The following is a 16,870-nucleotide window of genomic DNA, read 5'->3' on the forward strand; positions in this document are numbered from 1 at the left end:
GGGAGACCCATGACGGCATTGCGCGGCACCTACACGGTCCTGATCACCCCCTTCACCGCCGACGGTGGTGCTGTGGACGTCCCCGCCCTGAAGCGACTGGTGAACTGGCAGATCGAGCAGGGCATCCACGGCCTGATCCCGCTCGGCAGCACCGGCGAGTTCCTGTCGATGACCCCGGAGGAGCGGGCCCAGGTCATCGAGATCTGCGTGCAGGAATCGGCGGGCCGCGTGCCCGTGCTGATCGGCACCGGCGCCGAATGGACCCGCGACGCGGTGGCCCACGCCAAGGAAGCGGAGCGGATGGGCGCCGACGGCATCATGGTGATCCCGCCCTTCTACAGCTCCCCCACCCCGGACGAGCTGTTCGAGCATTACCGCCGCATCGGCGAGGCGATCTCGCTGCCGGTGATGATCTACAACAACCCGGCGACCGCCAACGTCGACCTCACCCCGCCGATCGTCGCCCGGCTGAGCGAGATCGACAACGTGCTCTACATCAAGGAATCGACGCTCGAGGTGACGCGGGTCCGCGACATCATCGAGCTGTGCGGCGACCGCATGACGGTGTTCGCCGGCATCCTCGGCTACGAATCCTTCTGGCTCGGCGCCCAGGGCTGGGTCGCCGTCTGCTCCAACCTGATCCCGCGCGATTCGGCCCGGCTGTTCGAGCTGGTGGCCGACCACGGCGACAAGGAGCAGGCGCTGGCGCTCTACAAGAAGATGCTGCCGATCGTCCGCTGGGTCGGCGGCCACCGCTACGTCGCCGCGTCGAAGACCGGGCTGGGCATGATGGGCCTGCCGGTCGGCGATCCGCGCGCGCCGCGCCTGCCGCTGCCGGCGGCCGACGCCGAGGCCCTGCGCGCCGATCTGGCGGCGTACGGCCTGATCGATTCCCTGGGTGCCTCCCCCGCCGGGGCCGGGCGCTGACCGGGTGTGAGTGCTGGGCCACTCGAGTATGACGGCCAACCAACACAGAAGGTGACCATGATGACCATCCGCAAGCTGTTGATCGCCGCCGGCCTGACCCTGTTCGCCCTGCCGGCCGCCGCCCAAACCACCTGCAAACCGGCGGTCGCCGATTCCGAGCTGGTCAAGCCGGGCACGCTGGTGATGTCGATGAACCCGACCCTGCCGCCGATGCAGTTCGTCGATTCCAACGGCCAGTTGAAGGGCATGCGCGTCACGCTCGGCGACGAGATCGCCAAGCGGCTCTGCCTGAAACCGGAATATGTCCGCATCGAGTTCTCGGCGATGATCCCCGGCCTCCAGGCCGGCCGCTGGGACCTGATCAACACCGGCATCTTCTGGACCGAGGAGCGGGCCAAGATGATGCCGATGATCAACTATGAATCGCAGGCGATCAGCATCTCGGTCGCCAAGGGCAACCCGCTGAAGATCACCAAGCCGGAGGATCTGGCGGGCCGGCCGGTCGGCGTCGAGCTGGGCGGCTTCGAGGAGCGCAAGCTGCGCGAGCTCGACAAGATGCTGACCGCCAAGGGCCTGAAGGGCATCGAGATCAAGACCTTCGACAATTTCGCCACGGCCTACCAGGCGCTGCGCGCCGGCCAGACCGAGGCGTCGGTGGCGATCGACCCGACGGCGGCGGAATACAGCAAGCGCGGCGACTTCGACCGCGCCCTGCACGGCCTGTTCCCGACCCCGGTCGCCCTGGCGATGAAGAGCAAGCCGCTGAGCGAGGCCGTGGTGGCCGTCCTCAACGACATGCAGAAGGACGGGTCGTACAAGAAGCTGATGGACGAATACGGCCTGCTGCCCAACGACGGCGCCTTCAAGGTCAACGGCCCCGGCATGTGAGACGCGGGTGCCAGGCGGCGGCGGGGTGTGTCCCCGCCGCCGCCTGGCACGCCGGATAAGAAGAGCGAAAGGTTGATGGAATGACCAGCGGCTGGAACTGGGACGGCTTCTTCGAGTACCTGTTCAACGGGTATCTGCTCAGCGGGGCGATCACCACTCTGTGGCTGACGCTCGCGGGCATCGCCGGCGGCCTCGTGGTCGGCTGCCTGCTGGCGCTGCTGCGGCTATCGCCCTACCGCTGGGTGTCGGCGGCGGCCAAGGCCTACATCTGGGTGTTCCGCGGCACGCCGCTGCTGGTCCAGCTCATCATCATCTACACCGGCCTGCCGCAGATCGGCATCAAGCTGTCGGTGACGGAATCCGCGCTGATCGGCCTGATCCTCAACGAGGCCGCCTATCTGGCCGAGATCATCCGCGGCGGCATCCTCGGCGTCGCCGCCGGGCAGAGCAACGCCGGCCGCGCGCTCGGCCTCAACTCGGCCCAGGTGATGGTCTACATCGTGCTGCCGCAGGCCATCCGCATCATCATCCCGGCGCTGGGCAACAGCGTGAACGGGCTGCTGAAGACCACCTCGGTCACCTCGGTCATCTCGATGGAGGAGCTTCTGCGCAGCACCCAGCTGCTCATCCAGGAGCGCTTCATGGTGCTGGAGCTGTTCACGGTGGCCGCCCTCTACTACCTGCTGATGACCTCGCTGTGGGACATCGTCCAGCGCCGCATCGAGCGTCACTTCGGCCGCGCCTACCGCAACATCGCGATCGTCGACGGCCAGTAAGGCGCCCGCCGATGAGTCCTCCCCTCCCCCCGGCCGACCCGCTGTTCCCCCGACCCGCCAACCTCGGCGATCAGGCCCACGGGCATCTGCGCGAGCTGATCCTCAGCCGCCAGATCCCCGGCGGCGCCGAGGTGCCGGAGGGCCGGCTCGCCGAGCGGCTCAACGTGTCGCGCACGCCGATGCGCGAGGCGCTGGTCCGGCTGGTCGGCGAGGGGCTGCTGGAGCGCACCAGCGAGCGCAGCTACCGGGTCCGCGTCGTCTCGGCCCGCGAGTTCTTCGAGTGCATGCAGATGCGCGAGCTGCTGGAGTGCCACGCCATCGAAGCGGCGGTGCCGCTGGTCGGCGACGCCGACCTCGCCGAGTTGCGGCGCGGACTCGACGCGCTCGAAAGCGACGGCGAGGACGACATGCAGCACTGGCTCTACGACAACCACTTCCACAGCTTCTTCGCCCGCGTCAGCGGCAACGCGACGCTGGCCGACACCATCACGCGGATGCGGGTGGTCGCCCGTCTGTTCCGCATCTCCAGCACCTTCCATCGCAAGCGCGAGATCGACACCGAGCACCGGGCGGTGCTGGAGGCCGCCGAGCGGCGCGACATCGGCGCGGCCAAGGCCGCCATGCTGGCGCATCTGCGCAACCTCCAGGACGACGCCCGCCGCGCCATCGCCGCCGAGGCCAATCCGGGCGGCTATTTCCTGTGATTTGGAAAGCCCGCTCCATCGCCGTCTTTCGTCATGACCGGGCTTGGCCCGGTCATCCACGCGGAAACGTCAGGCTTGCCCATGGATGCCCGTGTCGAGCACGGGCATGACGCGTCGGAAAGCCGGAAGCATTCGTTCACGCGTTCCAAGGACCGCCCCTTAAGGACCAAGGAGAGTTCCATGCCGCAGTTCGACACCGTCATCCGCCACGGCACGCTGGCCACCGCGTCCGACGTGTTCGCCGCCGACCTCGGCGTGATCGGCGGCCGCATCGCCGCCATCGGCACCGGGCTGGGGCCGGGGGCGCGCGAGATCGACGCGACCGGCAGACTGGTGCTGCCCGGCGGCGTCGACGGCCATTGCCACCTCGACCAGCCGACCAGCGACGGCTCGCAGTCGGCCGACGATTTCGAGACCGGCACGCGCTCGGCGGCCTGCGGCGGAACGACGACGGTCATCCCCTTCGCCTGCCAGTTCAAGGGCCAGTCGCTGCGCGACGCGGTCACCGACTACCACCGGCGGGCCGACGGCAAGGCGGTGATCGACTACGCCTTCCACCTCATCGTCAGCGACCCGACCGACCAGCTGCTCGGCCAGGATCTGCCGGCGCTGATCCATGACGGCTACACGTCGTTCAAGATCTACATGACCTACGACGACATGAAGCTGAACGACCGGCAGGTGCTGGAACTGCTGAGCGTCGCCCGGCGCGACGGCGCCATGGCGATGATCCACGCCGAGAACGCCGACTTCATCGGCTGGCTGACCGACAAGCTGCTCGCCGCCGGCCACACCGCGCCGCGCTACCACGCCGACTCCCGGCCGATGCTGGTCGAGCGCGAGGCGACCCACCGGGCCATCGCCATGGCCGAGCTCGCCGACGTGCCGATCCTGATCGTCCATGTCTCCGGGCGCGAGGCGATCGAGCAGATCCATTGGGCGCAGGGCCGCGGCATGCGCATCTACGCCGAGACCTGCCCGCAATACATGGTGCTGACCGAGCACGACCTGCACGGCCACGGCATGGAGGGGGCGAAGTGCATCTGCAGCCCGCCGCCGCGCGACAAGGCGAACCAAGCGGTGATCTGGGACGCGCTGGCCGGCGGCACCTTCCACATCGTGTCGTCCGACCACGCGCCCTTCCGCTACCAGGACCCGAAGGGCAAGATGCTGCACGGCGCCAACACGCCCTTCAACTGGATCCCCAACGGCGTGCCGGGCATCGAGACGCGCCTGCCGATCCTGTTCTCAGAAGGGGTGAAGAAGGGCCGCATCAGCCTGCAACGCTTCGTCGAGCTGTCCTCGACCAACCCGGCCAAGATGTACGGCTTGCACCCGCGCAAGGGCAGCCTCGCCATCGGCGCCGACGCCGACATCGTGATCTACGACCCGGACCGCAAGGTGACGATCACCAACAGCCTGCTGCACCACAACGTCGACTACACGCCGTACGAAGGGCTGGAGGTGACCGGCTGGCCGGAGACCGTGCTGTCGCGCGGCGACATCGTGGTGGAGGGCGGCACCTGCGTGGCGCAGCCCGGCCGCGGTACCTTCCTGCGCTGCGACACGCCCGATCTGGCGCGGCCGAAGGTGGCGGCGGATTAAAAGAACACTTGCCCCCAAGAAACGAGGATCACCCAACCATGGACGCCCTGACCATCACCGCCGGCCCCTTCACCTTCGGCGCCCGCTTCGAGTCCGCCGCAGCGCCCAAGACCTGCGCCAAGTTCCGCAGCCTGCTGCCCTACGAGGGCCAGATCGTCCATGTCCGCTGGAGCGGCGAAGGCGTGTGGATCCCGCTGGGCGACACCGACTTCGGCCTCGGCTACGAGAACCACACCAGCCACCCGGCGCCGGGCCAGATCATCCTCTATCCGGGCGGCATCAGCGAGACCGAGATCCTGCTGGCCTATGGCGGCGTCCAGTTCTCCAGCAAGATGGGCCAGCTCGCCGGCAACCACTTCATCACCATCACCGAGGGGCTGGAGAATCTGGCGGAACTCGGCAAGCGCACCCTGTGGCAGGGCGCGCAGCCGATCCGCTTCGAACTCGCCCGCTGACACCGAAAAAAGGCGTCACACCGCGATGCGCTCGCCCGGCACGGCGAGCGCGATCCGGCCGTTCCCCGCGCAGGCCGCCAGCACCGCCCGCCGGTCGCGCCGGACATGGTAGAGGCGCAACGCTCCGATCCCCAACCGCTCCGGCGTGTCGGCCAGCATGGCGAAGCTGGCGTGGAAGATCTGGCTCGGGTCGGCCTCGACCGTAAAGCATTCGTGGAACAGCAGGTCGGCACCGCGGAACAATCCCTCCGATTCCGCCGTCGGCCGGCCGTCGCCGGAATAGGCGAAGACGCGCCCGCCCGCCTCCAGCCGGATCGCCAGATTGAGCGGACCACCGCCGGCGACACGCTTCCGGCCGTCACCACGACGGCATCCACCTGATAGTCGAGCGCCGCCATCGAGGCCCCGCCCAGCCCGTCGGCCGGCCCGCCACGGATCAGCAGCGGCTGCTTGCCGAGCCCGGCGAGGCCGCGTGTCAGGCTCTCGAACAGATAGGGCTGGAACGGCCCGTCGAGGTCGCCCATGACGACGCCGACCAGGTTGGTGCGGGCGGTGGTCAGGCTGCGCGCGATGACGTTCGGCCGGTAGGAGAGTTGCTCCGCCGCCTCCAGCACGCGCGCCCGCATGTCGGGCGAGACGCTGGCCCCGTCGGTGAAGCAGCGCGACACGGCCGACTGCGACACCCCGGCCAGCCGCGCCACCTCGACGGCCGTCGTCCGCTTGCGCATTGCCGGCCTGGGCATCGCCTTCGGCATCCTGGTCTCCGGCCTCCTGGCCCGTCGCGTTGCCGTGACTTGGGAGGCGGAACCCTAGCGCGTGCCACCGGCGACCGCCAGAGTCTCGAATGCGGCGTGAAGAATCGTCGATTTTTGTTTGGACAGGCCGTGGGATTTTTTCTACAAAGCGGCCCTCGACGCGCTGCACCGGCCGACACGGCCAACCGCGCAGCGCCGGATGCCCAGGTAGCTCAGTTGGTAGAGCAGGGGACTGAAAATCCCCGTGTCGGCGGTTCAATTCCGTCCCTGGGCACCATTTTCTCTTATAAATCAAAGAGTTAATGGCGAAGCGGGCAAAGCCGGCTTACCTAGCACAGACCCAGCGCAGTCGCAGAGGACAACTTTCCTCTCCCGCTAAGCCGTTGTTTTCTTCCATTTTTGAATGCCGATTTTCGCTGTGCTCGCACAGCCTCGACAGCAGTGTAGTTCCCCGGCATCATCAGGCGCTAGATGGGTCCATCCGCATTTTCGGTGCAGGGGGTCAGCGTGAACGGTACCATGCAGGCAGCTTCGAGGACTCGCTGACGCAGCAGGTCGAAGCCACCGCGACCGTTCATCGTGCGCCTGATCGTCTTCAGACTGCTGATCTGGCCCTCCACCGGGCCGGTGCTCCACAGCAACGACAAGGCCGCGCGCACCGCCGCCGGATCACGCTTCAGGCCACCGGCGAATCCCGCCATGGCCGTGCCGTCGGTTGCCAGCAGCCACGCCCGCACCGTCTTGCGATCGAGGCCGAGCGTCTGGGCGATGCGGATTTGTGACCAGCCGCAAGCGTCCAGCGCGACGACCTCCTCGAAACGGGCATGGCGGGCGGCTTGGATGGCTGCACCCCGCTGCTCGCGACGGGGCGGTGGTTTGCCATCCTGATCGGGCTGTGGCGCCTGCGCCTCTTGTCCGGTTCCGTCAACGGGAGCGACGGCCAGCTTGGCCGCCGCCCGCAGGTCCCGATGACGACCGGTAAGAATCTCACGCAACGCATCGGTGAGATTGTGCAGAAGATGCCAGCGGTCGGCGCCCCTTCCTTCGCGGCATGGGAACGGCGACCATGATGGCGGCGCCGGCTCGCCTTCCGGCTGGACTGCGGACGGGGGTAGGAACCGGTTCGCGGGGGCCGCGCCCCGATTTCCCAGGGAGCGAGCCGCCCCGCCGTCGCGGCCGATGCCGGAGCCGGACGTCAGGACGTTCCGGCCTTGTTGTCGGCCCTCTCCACCGTGAAGGCGATTTCCTGCCCGAAGGACAGTTCAAGCGTGTTGCCATCCGGGTCGGCGATGTAGGTCCAGAGACCGACGGGAGGTCCGGAATCGCGGGGAGCGGAGCGCAGGATGCCCCGGCGTCCGGCTTCGGCCGCCCGGTTCAAGACATCCTCGCGCGTCGCGCAGGCGACACCGAGATGCCCGAACGGTCCGAGCGGCGTGTCGGTCAGACGTGCCGATGCCACGAGGACGAGGGCGAACGGGCGCACCCCATCCGCCATCCACGCCACCTCCTTGACATCGCCACCCGCGGTCCGGCGATGAACCACCCGAAGATCGGCAAACTCCCGATAGAAGGCGATGCTGCTGTCGAGATCGCGCACGAGCAGCGCCACATGGGACAGCCCGAGATCCGGATTGAGGGATTGGGTCATGCTCACATCTCCTTTCCGGGACAGCTTGCTTCATCGATGAAAATTATGGAAATTAGAATGTGATATGCAGACCATGCACAGAAAGAATGATCTTCCGTCCTCCGACCTGAACCTGCTGCTGGTGCTCGAGGCCCTGCTCGAAGAGCGGCATGTCTCGCGCGCGGCGATGCGGCTGAACCGCTCGCAACCAGCGGTCAGCCATGCCCTTGCGAGGCTGAGGGACATCTTTGGCGACCCGCTGCTGGTGAGGGGCGAAGGAGGTTTACAGCCGACGGCGCGCGCACTCCAACTTGCCGAACCGCTGGCCGAGGCCCTTGCGCTGGTGCGTTCGATGGCCGATCCGCCGACCTTCGATATCGGGCGATGCAGCCGCCACTTCCGTTTGTCCCTGTCGGATTATGGGACGGCGATCCTGCTGCCGCCCCTGGTCGCGCGGTTGCGAAAGGCCGCGCCGCTCATCGATCTGTCCGTCGTGTCCTATGGCAGGGACCGGGCACTTGCGGCGCTGATCGACGGGGAGATCGATCTGGCCGTCGGTGTTTATCCCGAACTGGCGACGGCGGGTCGCCGCGATCTCAGGAGCGATCTTCTGTTCCAAGAGACATTCGCCTGCCTGTCCGATGAATCGGACCAACCGGGGGCGCTCTCGATCGAGCGTTACCTTGCGCGGCCGCATGTCAGGGTCACCGTCGCGCTGGAGGATGACAGCGAGATCGACGCGGCGCTTGCCCGCCTGGGCCACAAGCGCCGCATCGCCATCCAAATCCCGCATTGGTCCGCCGCTCCCGAGCTTGTCAGGGGCACCGATCTCGTGCTGACCGCGGCGAAGCGAAGCCTTGAGACTCTGGGGAAGGGAAGCCTCCGGTGCAGCGAACCGCCGTTCCGTCTCGCCGGCTTTCCATTCGTGCAGACTTGGCATCGTCGTCGCGAAAAGGACGCGCCGCATCGCTGGCTTCGGGAGGAAATCGCCGTGGCAGCCCGAGGGTCGACGGGGGTGTGAACGTGTTTTGCGGTTCCGTTGCACGGCCTGCCGGCAGGCGCGGCGTGCCGTGACGGCGGCATCAGATGGCGACACCGGACAGGCGGGCGACGAAAGCGGCTTGGGTCCCATGTCGTTGGCGGGAATGGCGCCGGCCTGCGGTCGGCTTCTCCTGCCCCTCGGGTTTTGTTGAATTGGCATTCACTTTCATGATGCCGCCACGCTGGCCAAACGGATTGATTGCGAGGCGTACAAAGGTCTTGACGTTCAGTGATGCCCGGCTTAGAAATGAAAATGAATTCATATTCATTTCGGTGGGAGGCTCATCGGGGGTGGTCAGGGCGATGCGGACCATCCATCACAACCGCTTCGCGCCACCGCCGTCTGCCACATCGCTCATCGAGGACAGCCCATCATGAGCCCCAAGCCCAGCCGCGCGCTCGACAAGAAGACCCAGATCCTGCGCGCGGCCCGCTCCGTCGTCATGGATGGCGGCTTTCGCGAGTTGCAGATGAACGCGGTCGCCGCCGCCGCCGGCGTGGCGGTGGGCACGATCTACCGCTACTTCCCGTCCCGGGCCGAGCTGTGCGCGGCCATCGTCAGCGTCACCTCCCAGCGCGAGGTCGACGTCCTGTCGGGGATCGCAGTGGCCGAGGGCGAGCCTTCCCGGAAGGTGCGGGACGCCGTGCGCACCTTCGCCGCCCGCGCGATGCGCGGCCGCCGGCTCGCCTACGGCTTGATCTTCGAGCCGATCGATCCGGAGGTGGAAAGCACCCGCCTGAAGTACCGGCGCGCCATCGCGCGGGTGTTCGAGACCATCATCCGCGAGGGCATCGCTGCCGGCGAGTTCCGGGATGTCGACGTCGAGGTCGCGGGCGCCTTTCTGGTCGGCGCCTTCATGGAGGGGCTGGTGGGATCGCTCGCGCCGGACACCGGCGGCATTCAGGAGCGGGCCGACGAAATCGCCGACGCGATCGCCGACCTGTGCCTGGCCGCCGTGGCAAAGTCCGGGCATCCGCTTCTGCACCACGCCCCCCGCACGGAAAGCGCCGCACAGGCCATTCCGCTGCGACCCTGACCCTGACCCAGTTCTCCTGACCACCGGCGTTGCCGTCATCCTCTGCGCTCACCCGGCGGTTATGACGGCGGTCATGGCAGCGCTCATGGCGGCGGCCCGTGGTGGCGACGCCGGACGAAGAATGGGGCGAGGGGCCGGTGGGCGTTCGTGGAACCGCGCGGCGGCGGGCACGATCCAGAAGAGCCTGCTCCGGAAGGCCAACCGGCACCAGGAGATCGCCGTCCTCCGCCATTTCACAGCGCATTCCTGCCGGCATGACGTGGCCATGCCGGCCGATCCGACCGCCGCGCCGGCCCGCGTCGGCGTGGCGCCCTCGACGGCCACGGTTCGGAACCTCTCGTGGAGTCCATCATGAGCAGCACCCTCTCCGCCGCCATCCAGACCGAGACGGCCGGCCGCTACAGCACGCACACGGTCCTCAACCAGGCGCAGCCCGCCAGCGGGTTCAACGCCTTCAGCGGCGACGCGGTGCTCCGCGCGGCCATCGATCGCGAGGCACCCTGGGCGGCGGACCGCTGCGCGGCGCTCGGCGCCGTCGCCGGCGACGAGGCCGTCCAGGAGTTGGCGCGCCTGGCCAACCGGCACCTGCCCGAACTCAAGACGCACGACCGCTTCGGCAACCGCGTCGACTGGGTCGACTTCCACCCGAGCTGGCACCAGCTGATGTCGCTGGCGTGGAAGCACGAAGTCCCCACCCTCGCCTGGCGCACCAACCAGAAGAATGGCCACGTCGCCCGCGCCGTGCTGTCCTACCTCTGGAACCAGGTCGAGCAGGGCACAGGCTGTCCCACGGGCATGGCCTACGCCTCCCACGCCGGTTTCGAGGCCGAGCCGGCCCTCGCCGTCTGGGCGGAAAAATCCAAGGGCACCGAGTATGAGTTCAGCCGCAGGGAGGTCGGCGACAAGCCGTCGGTCGTCATCGGCTACGCCATGACCGAGAAGCAGGGTGGGTCCGACCTGCGCGAGACCCAGACCACCGCGCGCTTTTCGCATTCGGCCGACTACCACGGAAAGACGGCGCACTGGTACGAGCTGACCGGCCACAAATGGTTCTGTTCGGTGCCGCAGTCGGACGGCTTCTTCACCCTGGCCAAGGTCGGTGGCGGGGTCACCTGCTTCTTCCTGCCGCGAACGCTGCCCGACGGGAGCTACAACCGCTTCTTCGTCCAGCGCCTCAAGGACAAGGCCGGGAACAAGTCGAACGCCTCCAGCGAGGTGGAGTACGCCGGGACGCTGGCGATCCGTGTCGGCGAGGAGGGGCGCGGCATCCGCGAGATCCTCTCGCACGCCCATCTGACCCGCCTGGACTTCGCCATCGGTTCGGCCGGGCTGATGCGCCAGGCGCTGACGCTGGCGCTGCGGCACACCACGACCCGTAACGCCTTCGGGACGACCATCGCCGACCGGCCGATGATGACCAACGTGCTGGCGGACATGGCCGTCGAGGTCGAGGCGGCGACGCTGATGGCGCTGCGCGTGGCCAAGGCCACCGACCAGTTGGCGGAGAACGAGCACGAGCGCCTGCTGGCGCGCGTGGCCACCCCGGCGGCCAAGTTCTTCAACTGCTCGCGAGCGCCGTCCATCGTCTACGAGGCGTTGCAGTGCCACGGCGGCAACGGGTTCATCGAGGAGAACCCGATGGCGCGCCTGTACCGCGAAGCCCCGCTCAACAGCGTCTGGGAAGGCACCGCCAACATGATGTGCATGGATGTCCGCCGGGCCATGATCAAGGACACGCGCACGATCGACGCCCTGTTTGACGAGGTCCGGCCGCTCGCCGGCCAGGACGCCCGCTTCGACGCCCTGGTCCGGCACACCGAAACCCTGGTGCGCGAGGCGGTGCGGGACGAGTTCCTGGCCCGCCCGATGACCGAGGCGGTGGCGCGCGTTCTACAGGGCGCTGAACTGCTGCGCCACAGCCCACGGGAGGTGGTGGACGTGTTCCTCGCCACCCGCGCGCCCGGGGCCGCGGGGGCCTGGGGCGCGCACTATGGGACGTTGGCCCTGACCGTCGATCAGCCCATGGCCCGGACGATCGTGCGGCGGGCCATGGTCGCCCCTGCCTGAGGAGGGCCGTCGGCGCGGCGGACGTCACCCGCCGCGTCCGGGCTCACCCTGCCTCAGGGTGTCGATCCGAAGCTGGACATAAGCCTCCATCAGCGCCGGGGCCGAGGCACCGAACATGCGGATGCGCCCGGTGTGCAGCAGAAGCAGCAGCCCGGTCGCGTGGGCGAAGACATCGACCAGGAGCAGGTCGGCGGCCGCCTTCGACGCGCCCAGCGCCTCGGCCGCGTCGGCAACCGGCCGGAGGGCGGCGTTCAGCGCCCGGTTCAGCTCCTCGTCGCGCTCGCGTCCCAGGCCCAACGGCTTCATGCCGCCACGGAACAGGTAGAAGCCGAGATCGAGGTCGCGCGGGTTGGCGGCGTAGAAGCCGAAGAACCCCATGGCGGCGGCGGCGAGGCGGTCCGCCGGAGCCTCGACCCTCGCCACCGCCTCGTCCACCGCCTGGCCCAGCGCGGCGAGCGATGTCCGCAGCACCTCGGCGTAAATCGCCTCCTTGGAATCGAAGTAGGAATAGAGCGCGCCGGGCGTGTAGCCGGCGCGCGTCGCGACGGCGCGCAGGCTGGCGCCTTCCAACCCTTCGGCCTCGAACACGTCGCGGGCGGCCTGCATGATCAGGCCACGCTTATGCTCGCTCACCGCTTCCCGCCGGCTGACCCGCTGCCGCTCCGCCACGATGCCTCCTCGAACGATCCCGAAGGAGACTCTATCGTTGATCATTTTTATGAACAATGTTCAAATTTTAGAACATTAATCAGGGAGGATCTCATGCTGATGACCGCCGCCGACTATCGGGAGTCGCTGCGTGCCTACAAACCGCGGGTGTTCGTCAACGGACGGGTCGTCGAGAGCGTGGCCGACGAGCCGCTTCTGGCGCCCGGCGTCAACGCCGTCGGCATCACCTATGACTTCGCCCATGCGCCGGAGCATCGGGCCATCATGACCGCCCGGCAGGGGACGTCGGGGAAAACGGTCAACCGGATGCTCCACATCAACGAGAGCTCGACCGACCTCCTCCACAAGCTCGAAGCCGTCCGGCTCGTCTGCAAGGTGTCCGGCTGCGCGCAGCGCTACCTGACGCACGACGCCCTGAACGGCATCTTCCAGGCGGCCAGGCGCACCGACGACGCGCACGGCACGGACTACAGCCAACGCTTCCTGAATTACCTCCACGAGGTGCAGGACCGCGACCTGACGCTGGGGGTGGCGATGACGGACGCCAAGGGCGATCGCTCAAAGCGGCCGGGCCGGCAGGCCAACCCCGACGTCTACGTCCACATCGTCGAGCGCCGGCCCGACGGCATCGTCATCCGCGGCACCAAGGCGATCGTCACCGGCGCCCCCTACATGCACGAGTTCCTGGTCATGCCATGCCGGACGCACAGCCCGGAGGACGCCGCCTTCGCCGTGTGCTGCGCCGTGCCGATCGACGCGCCGGGCGTCACCATCGTGGCGCGCCCGGCGGGACGGCCGGGCGAGGCCGCCGCCAAGTTCTCGGCGAAGTATGGGCAGTCGACCGGCGTCGTGATCTTCGACGACGTGCTCGTGCCGCACGACCGCGTGTTCCTCGCCGGCGAGACGGAGGAGGGCGGCTTCCTGACCACGACCTACGCCGCGCACCACCGCCACTCCTGCATCGGCGCCCGCGCCGGCTTCGGCGATCTGCTGATCGGGGCCGGTGCCCTGATGGTGGAGGCCAACGGCCTCGATCCCGAGCGCCACGGCCACATCCGCGAGGCGATGGTCGAACTCATCACCATCACCGAGAGCTTCTACGCCTGCGGCGTCGCCGCGTCGGTCTATTGCACCAAGGATCCGTCGGGGACGGTGATCCCGGAGGCTGTGTTTTCGAACATCGGCAAGCTGCTGCTCGCCACCAGGATCTACGACATGCACCGGATCGCCCATTACGTTTCGGGTGGGTTGATCGTCGCCCTGCCGGGTCCGGACGAGGACCACAATCCCGAGACCAAGGGGTCGCTGGCCGCGGTGCTGGGCGGCCGGACCGACATTCCGATGGAACAGCGCCTGGAGGTGTCGCGCTTCATCGAGGATCTGACCGTGTCCAACCAAGCCGGCTGGTATTCGGTCATCTCCCTGCACGGGGGCGGCTCGCCGGAAGCGATGAAGCGCGAGATCTGGCGCAACTACCCGGTGATGGAGAAGGTCGCGCTGGTCGAGAGCCTCCTCGACCGCGGGGTTCTCGACGAAGGACAACGAACGTCGAAGCAACCGGGGCGGTGCTGCCCGACCGGGTGTGACGTGCCAGAACGCCCCAGCGGTGCCTCCGCTGCTTCGAACCTTGTGGCGGACACGAAGCGGTTGACCAGCCCGTCCGCATGGTGAAGGCAAGGGATGGCGGAGTAGCGGTCCGCTGCCTGGGCCAGCCACCTGTTCGCTCCGCTGCCGCCGGCGGAGCAGATTTCCTCCCGCATCGGCGGGCCGATCCTGCTGGCGGCGGCCCCCTGCAGGGCGATGGTGTTCGTCTGAGCGGGGTGCCGGCCGCACGCCAGGTCGATGGCGCGCGCGAGGACCGTCGCGCCAGCGCGCCCGATCGCTCCACCGCAGTCGGTCGATGCCGCCCGGCGTGGCGTGGCGAAAAGCGCCGATCGCCATTTCGCCGATCACCATTTCATAACGGTCGGTCTCGTCCGTCAGCATCGCGAGAAGGGCGGGCCCATCGCTCCACCAGCCGAGCCCTGGCCCGGGCCGCCAGGAAGGCGAGAAGCCCCGGGTGGCCGGCTTCGGCGAGTTCGGCCATCCCGGCGCCGCCACTTCGAGCGTCGGCTGCTCCAGCCGGTCCGCCCGCATCTCCATGATCGGATCCCCGCGCCGTGTGATGCGGAGGGCGCAGGCGGTGAGCGGTGACAGGTCATGGAGGTGTTGGTCCCGCGCCGACTCGGCGCAGTGGCCGGCACCTGGATCTCGACGACGCGGACCATGATCGCCGGCCTTGAGCGCGCATCCTGTCATGGTTCACCCGATGCCGCCGCTTGGTGCGCCATCAAGAAGCGTACCTGTCGACATCCGTCGCCTTCATCCGAATCGCAGTGATCCGGCCGATGAGTCGCCGCCTCAGGCGGAAACAATCTTTTAGGACAGGTTTTTACAGGAAAAAGTCATCCATGGCTCCATCCTGGCCCTGGCCCTGGCTCTCGTCCGGGCAACCGCCACCGAAGAGTTGCGAGTGCGTTTTCCGCTCCCGTTCCGCGGTGTAGAGATTGGCAAACAGGCGATGCAGATCGTCGGCAATCCCGGAAGCGTGGATCTCCCCGATCTTGGAGGCCGCCTCCACCCGTTCGACAAAGCGCAGAGTGGAAGCCTCCAGCCGCTGCTCGATGGCAAGACGGTCTATGGTCCCGGTCAGAAGCCTCGACACCTCCAGGCAATCCCCGGTCAGAGCCGACAGGGAGCGCATCTGATCAGCGTGCAGCCGGTTCAGGCAATCCATCGAATTCGACATCTCTCCAGCCACTTCCCTGGCTGCCTGATGACTGGTGCCCGACCTCTGGTCCAGTGCGGCCGCGCGCCGGGTGGCTGACTGGATGGCTCCGGTGATCGCCTTCGACACGCCCTCGGTCCGCCGGCTGCACGCGCGCAACTCCTGCGCCACCACGCCCAGCCCGCGCCCCTCCGGTCCGAGACGCGTGCATTTCAACGTCGTGTTCAGCCCCATCAGGCGCATGTCGGTGTCGATGGAGCGGATGGCCAGGACATCCCGCCCCATGGCATCGAAGCCATGCGAAACCTCGAACACCCGCTCCCTGAGAGCGTCGTCGGACCGGCAATAGTGCTGCAACAGGCCCAGGGCGCGGTCGACATCGGTCGCGACATCCCCAAGCATGGAGCCGCCGGGAGTCTTGGCGGCACCTGGTGGATGATCGCCCCCGAGATGGCCACGCTCCGAACCGAACAGCGTCGCCGCTTCCCGTGCGATGGCGTCGGCATCCCGGACCAACGCCTCCAGATTGGCCTTCAGGGACGCAACCTGGCTGCTGAAATCACCGCTCGCCTCCTCGTATTGGCGGATCTGGAGCGCACAGATCGCCGCCGACAGGTCGATCCGGTGACGGTCGTCCAGATCCGCAAGCCACCGCCGCTCCTGCGGCAACGCCGCTGCCTGTGGCGTCTCGGCCAGCAGCCCAAGCACATCCAGCGCCGCACCGATGTGGGACAGCCGCTGACAGGTGAGGTCGCCGACCTGGAGCTCGCTGATGCAGCGGGCGATCCGCTGGCCGACCTCACCGATACGGTCGGCGAAACGGCGGGCAGCCTGCTGCGCGGTGCTGCGGCAGGCCGTCAGCTTGTCCAGACTGTCCTGCAACCGGCGCCCGACATCGACCAGGCGCATCCGGTTGTCACGTTGGAAGACGGCCGCGCCATCCTTGGCCGACGAGATGGCGTTCCGCAAAGCCCCGAGATGGCCGATCGCCTGTGTCGTCGCCTCCTCCGCCAACCGATGGAGGCGGTCGATCTCGCGATTGAAGACACTGAAATCATCGGTGCCGGAGCGGATCTGAACCGATTGGACTTTTGCGTTGATCGCCAGGGCGGTGATCTCGCCGATGATCCGGGACAGGTTGCCGAGCAGGGCCGCCATGTCGGCGCCCGCCTCGTCAAGGCCGGTCAGGTCAGCCAGCGTCTGTTCGAGATTCGCCGCCAGCCCGTCGGTCACCGCGCGAATTCTCCCCAGCCGGCCCGATGCATCGACGCCGTCTTCACTGTCGATCAGCACCGACAGGGCGCGAAACCGCTCGCCGATGGCCGCCATGCGGTCCAGAATCTGCGACAGGGTCTCGCCGACTGCCAGGAACGCCGTTTCGATCGGCGCCGATGCGTCGTGCAGCTCGGCCTTCAGCGACCGAACAACCCCGATGCCGAGGCCGGACGATGGAATCCCGGTGTCGGCGCGGGCAAAATCCCCGAAGGCGGCTGTGTCAAGGATGCTGTCCATGCCGAAGCCTTTGTGCGGTCAGATGTGTCGGAAGGAGAGC

General features: G+C 67.8%; 15 protein-coding genes, 1 tRNA gene and 2 pseudogenes. 11 read left to right on the forward strand and 7 right to left on the reverse strand.

The window, feature by feature from the left end; translation table 11 throughout:
* Nucleotides 1-9 precede the first annotated feature (9 nt).
* The 6 genes from dapA (at nucleotide 10) to J2847_RS20890 (ending at nucleotide 5,355) form a co-directional block, all read left to right on the forward strand.
* On the forward strand, nucleotides 10-927 hold the full coding sequence (dapA, locus tag J2847_RS20865) for a 4-hydroxy-tetrahydrodipicolinate synthase (protein ID WP_209780769.1): 918 nt from the start codon (nucleotides 10-12) through the stop codon (nucleotides 925-927).
* 57 nt (nucleotides 928-984) lie between these two features.
* Nucleotides 985-1,815 (forward strand): ABC transporter substrate-binding protein, encoded by an 831-nt coding sequence (locus J2847_RS20870; protein ID WP_233474673.1) that lies wholly within the window; start codon nucleotides 985-987, stop codon nucleotides 1,813-1,815.
* Nucleotides 1,816-1,895: 80 nt separating this feature from the next.
* Nucleotides 1,896-2,591, forward strand: a complete 696-nt coding sequence (locus J2847_RS20875; protein WP_085552063.1) for an amino acid ABC transporter permease — start codon at nucleotides 1,896-1,898, stop codon at nucleotides 2,589-2,591.
* Nucleotides 2,592-2,602: 11 nt separating this feature from the next.
* On the forward strand, nucleotides 2,603-3,295 hold the full coding sequence (locus J2847_RS20880; RefSeq protein WP_209780770.1) for a GntR family transcriptional regulator: 693 nt from the start codon (nucleotides 2,603-2,605) through the stop codon (nucleotides 3,293-3,295).
* Between the two features lie 180 nt (nucleotides 3,296-3,475).
* Nucleotides 3,476-4,900 (forward strand): dihydropyrimidinase, encoded by a 1,425-nt coding sequence (gene hydA, locus J2847_RS20885; RefSeq protein WP_209780771.1) that lies wholly within the window; start codon nucleotides 3,476-3,478, stop codon nucleotides 4,898-4,900.
* A gap of 38 nt (nucleotides 4,901-4,938) precedes the next feature.
* Entirely contained in the window at nucleotides 4,939-5,355 is a 417-nt protein-coding gene (locus J2847_RS20890) for a DUF3830 family protein (protein WP_040137713.1), read from the forward strand.
* A gap of 15 nt (nucleotides 5,356-5,370) precedes the next feature.
* Here J2847_RS20890 and J2847_RS20895 read toward each other — a convergent pair whose 3' ends face one another.
* Nucleotides 5,371-5,598, reverse strand: coding sequence for a hypothetical protein (locus J2847_RS20895; protein ID WP_209780844.1), 228 nt, complete (start codon nucleotides 5,596-5,598; stop codon nucleotides 5,371-5,373).
* Between the two features lie 392 nt (nucleotides 5,599-5,990).
* Nucleotides 5,991-6,110, reverse strand: a pseudogene (locus J2847_RS34265) (hypothetical protein); the annotation flags it as partial.
* A gap of 201 nt (nucleotides 6,111-6,311) precedes the next feature.
* Here J2847_RS34265 and J2847_RS20905 point away from each other — a divergent pair.
* Nucleotides 6,312-6,387, forward strand: a tRNA-Phe gene (locus J2847_RS20905).
* A 190-nt stretch (nucleotides 6,388-6,577) separates the two neighbouring features.
* Here J2847_RS20905 and J2847_RS20910 read toward each other — a convergent pair.
* Together J2847_RS20910 and J2847_RS20915 are read right to left on the reverse strand one after the other, a co-directional pair.
* Nucleotides 6,578-7,144: pseudogene (locus J2847_RS20910) on the reverse strand (transposase); the annotation flags it as partial.
* A 161-nt stretch (nucleotides 7,145-7,305) separates the two neighbouring features.
* Entirely contained in the window at nucleotides 7,306-7,758 is a 453-nt protein-coding gene (locus J2847_RS20915) for a VOC family protein (protein WP_209780772.1), read from the reverse strand.
* A gap of 64 nt (nucleotides 7,759-7,822) precedes the next feature.
* On the opposite strand from J2847_RS20915, the gene J2847_RS20920 reads away from it, so the two are divergent.
* Nucleotides 7,823-8,758 (forward strand): LysR family transcriptional regulator, encoded by a 936-nt coding sequence (locus tag J2847_RS20920; RefSeq protein ID WP_233474674.1) that lies wholly within the window; start codon nucleotides 7,823-7,825, stop codon nucleotides 8,756-8,758.
* 61 nt (nucleotides 8,759-8,819) lie between these two features.
* On the opposite strand, the gene J2847_RS20925 is transcribed toward J2847_RS20920, so the two are convergent.
* The gene (locus J2847_RS20925; protein ID WP_209780773.1) at nucleotides 8,820-9,092 is read right to left on the reverse strand and encodes a hypothetical protein; all 273 of its coding nucleotides are present in this window, start codon (nucleotides 9,090-9,092) and stop codon (nucleotides 8,820-8,822) included.
* A gap of 60 nt (nucleotides 9,093-9,152) precedes the next feature.
* On the opposite strand from J2847_RS20925, the gene J2847_RS20930 reads away from it, so the two are divergent.
* Both J2847_RS20930 and J2847_RS20935 read left to right on the forward strand, forming a co-directional pair.
* A complete protein-coding gene (locus J2847_RS20930) occupies nucleotides 9,153-9,815 on the forward strand; it encodes a TetR family transcriptional regulator (RefSeq protein WP_209780774.1) in 663 nt (220 codons plus the stop codon).
* Nucleotides 9,816-10,166: 351 nt separating this feature from the next.
* On the forward strand, nucleotides 10,167-11,882 hold the full coding sequence (locus tag J2847_RS20935) for an acyl-CoA dehydrogenase family protein (RefSeq protein WP_209780775.1): 1,716 nt from the start codon (nucleotides 10,167-10,169) through the stop codon (nucleotides 11,880-11,882).
* A 24-nt stretch (nucleotides 11,883-11,906) separates the two neighbouring features.
* Here the strand turns inward: J2847_RS20935 and J2847_RS20940 are convergent, their stop codons facing one another.
* Nucleotides 11,907-12,515: a TetR/AcrR family transcriptional regulator gene (locus J2847_RS20940; protein ID WP_209780776.1), complete on the reverse strand. Its 609-nt coding sequence runs from the start codon at nucleotides 12,513-12,515 to the stop codon at nucleotides 11,907-11,909.
* A gap of 129 nt (nucleotides 12,516-12,644) precedes the next feature.
* On the opposite strand from J2847_RS20940, the gene J2847_RS20945 reads away from it, so the two are divergent.
* Nucleotides 12,645-14,222, forward strand: a complete 1,578-nt coding sequence (locus tag J2847_RS20945; RefSeq protein ID WP_209780777.1) for a 4-hydroxyphenylacetate 3-hydroxylase family protein — start codon at nucleotides 12,645-12,647, stop codon at nucleotides 14,220-14,222.
* 760 nt (nucleotides 14,223-14,982) lie between these two features.
* On the opposite strand, the gene J2847_RS20950 is transcribed toward J2847_RS20945, so the two are convergent.
* A complete protein-coding gene (locus J2847_RS20950; protein ID WP_209780778.1) occupies nucleotides 14,983-16,830 on the reverse strand; it encodes a hypothetical protein in 1,848 nt (615 codons plus the stop codon).
* Nucleotides 16,831-16,870 lie beyond the last annotated feature (40 nt).

The organism is Azospirillum agricola, from assembly GCF_017876095.1.
In the GTDB taxonomy this organism is placed as follows: Bacteria; Pseudomonadota; Alphaproteobacteria; order Azospirillales; family Azospirillaceae; genus Azospirillum; species Azospirillum agricola.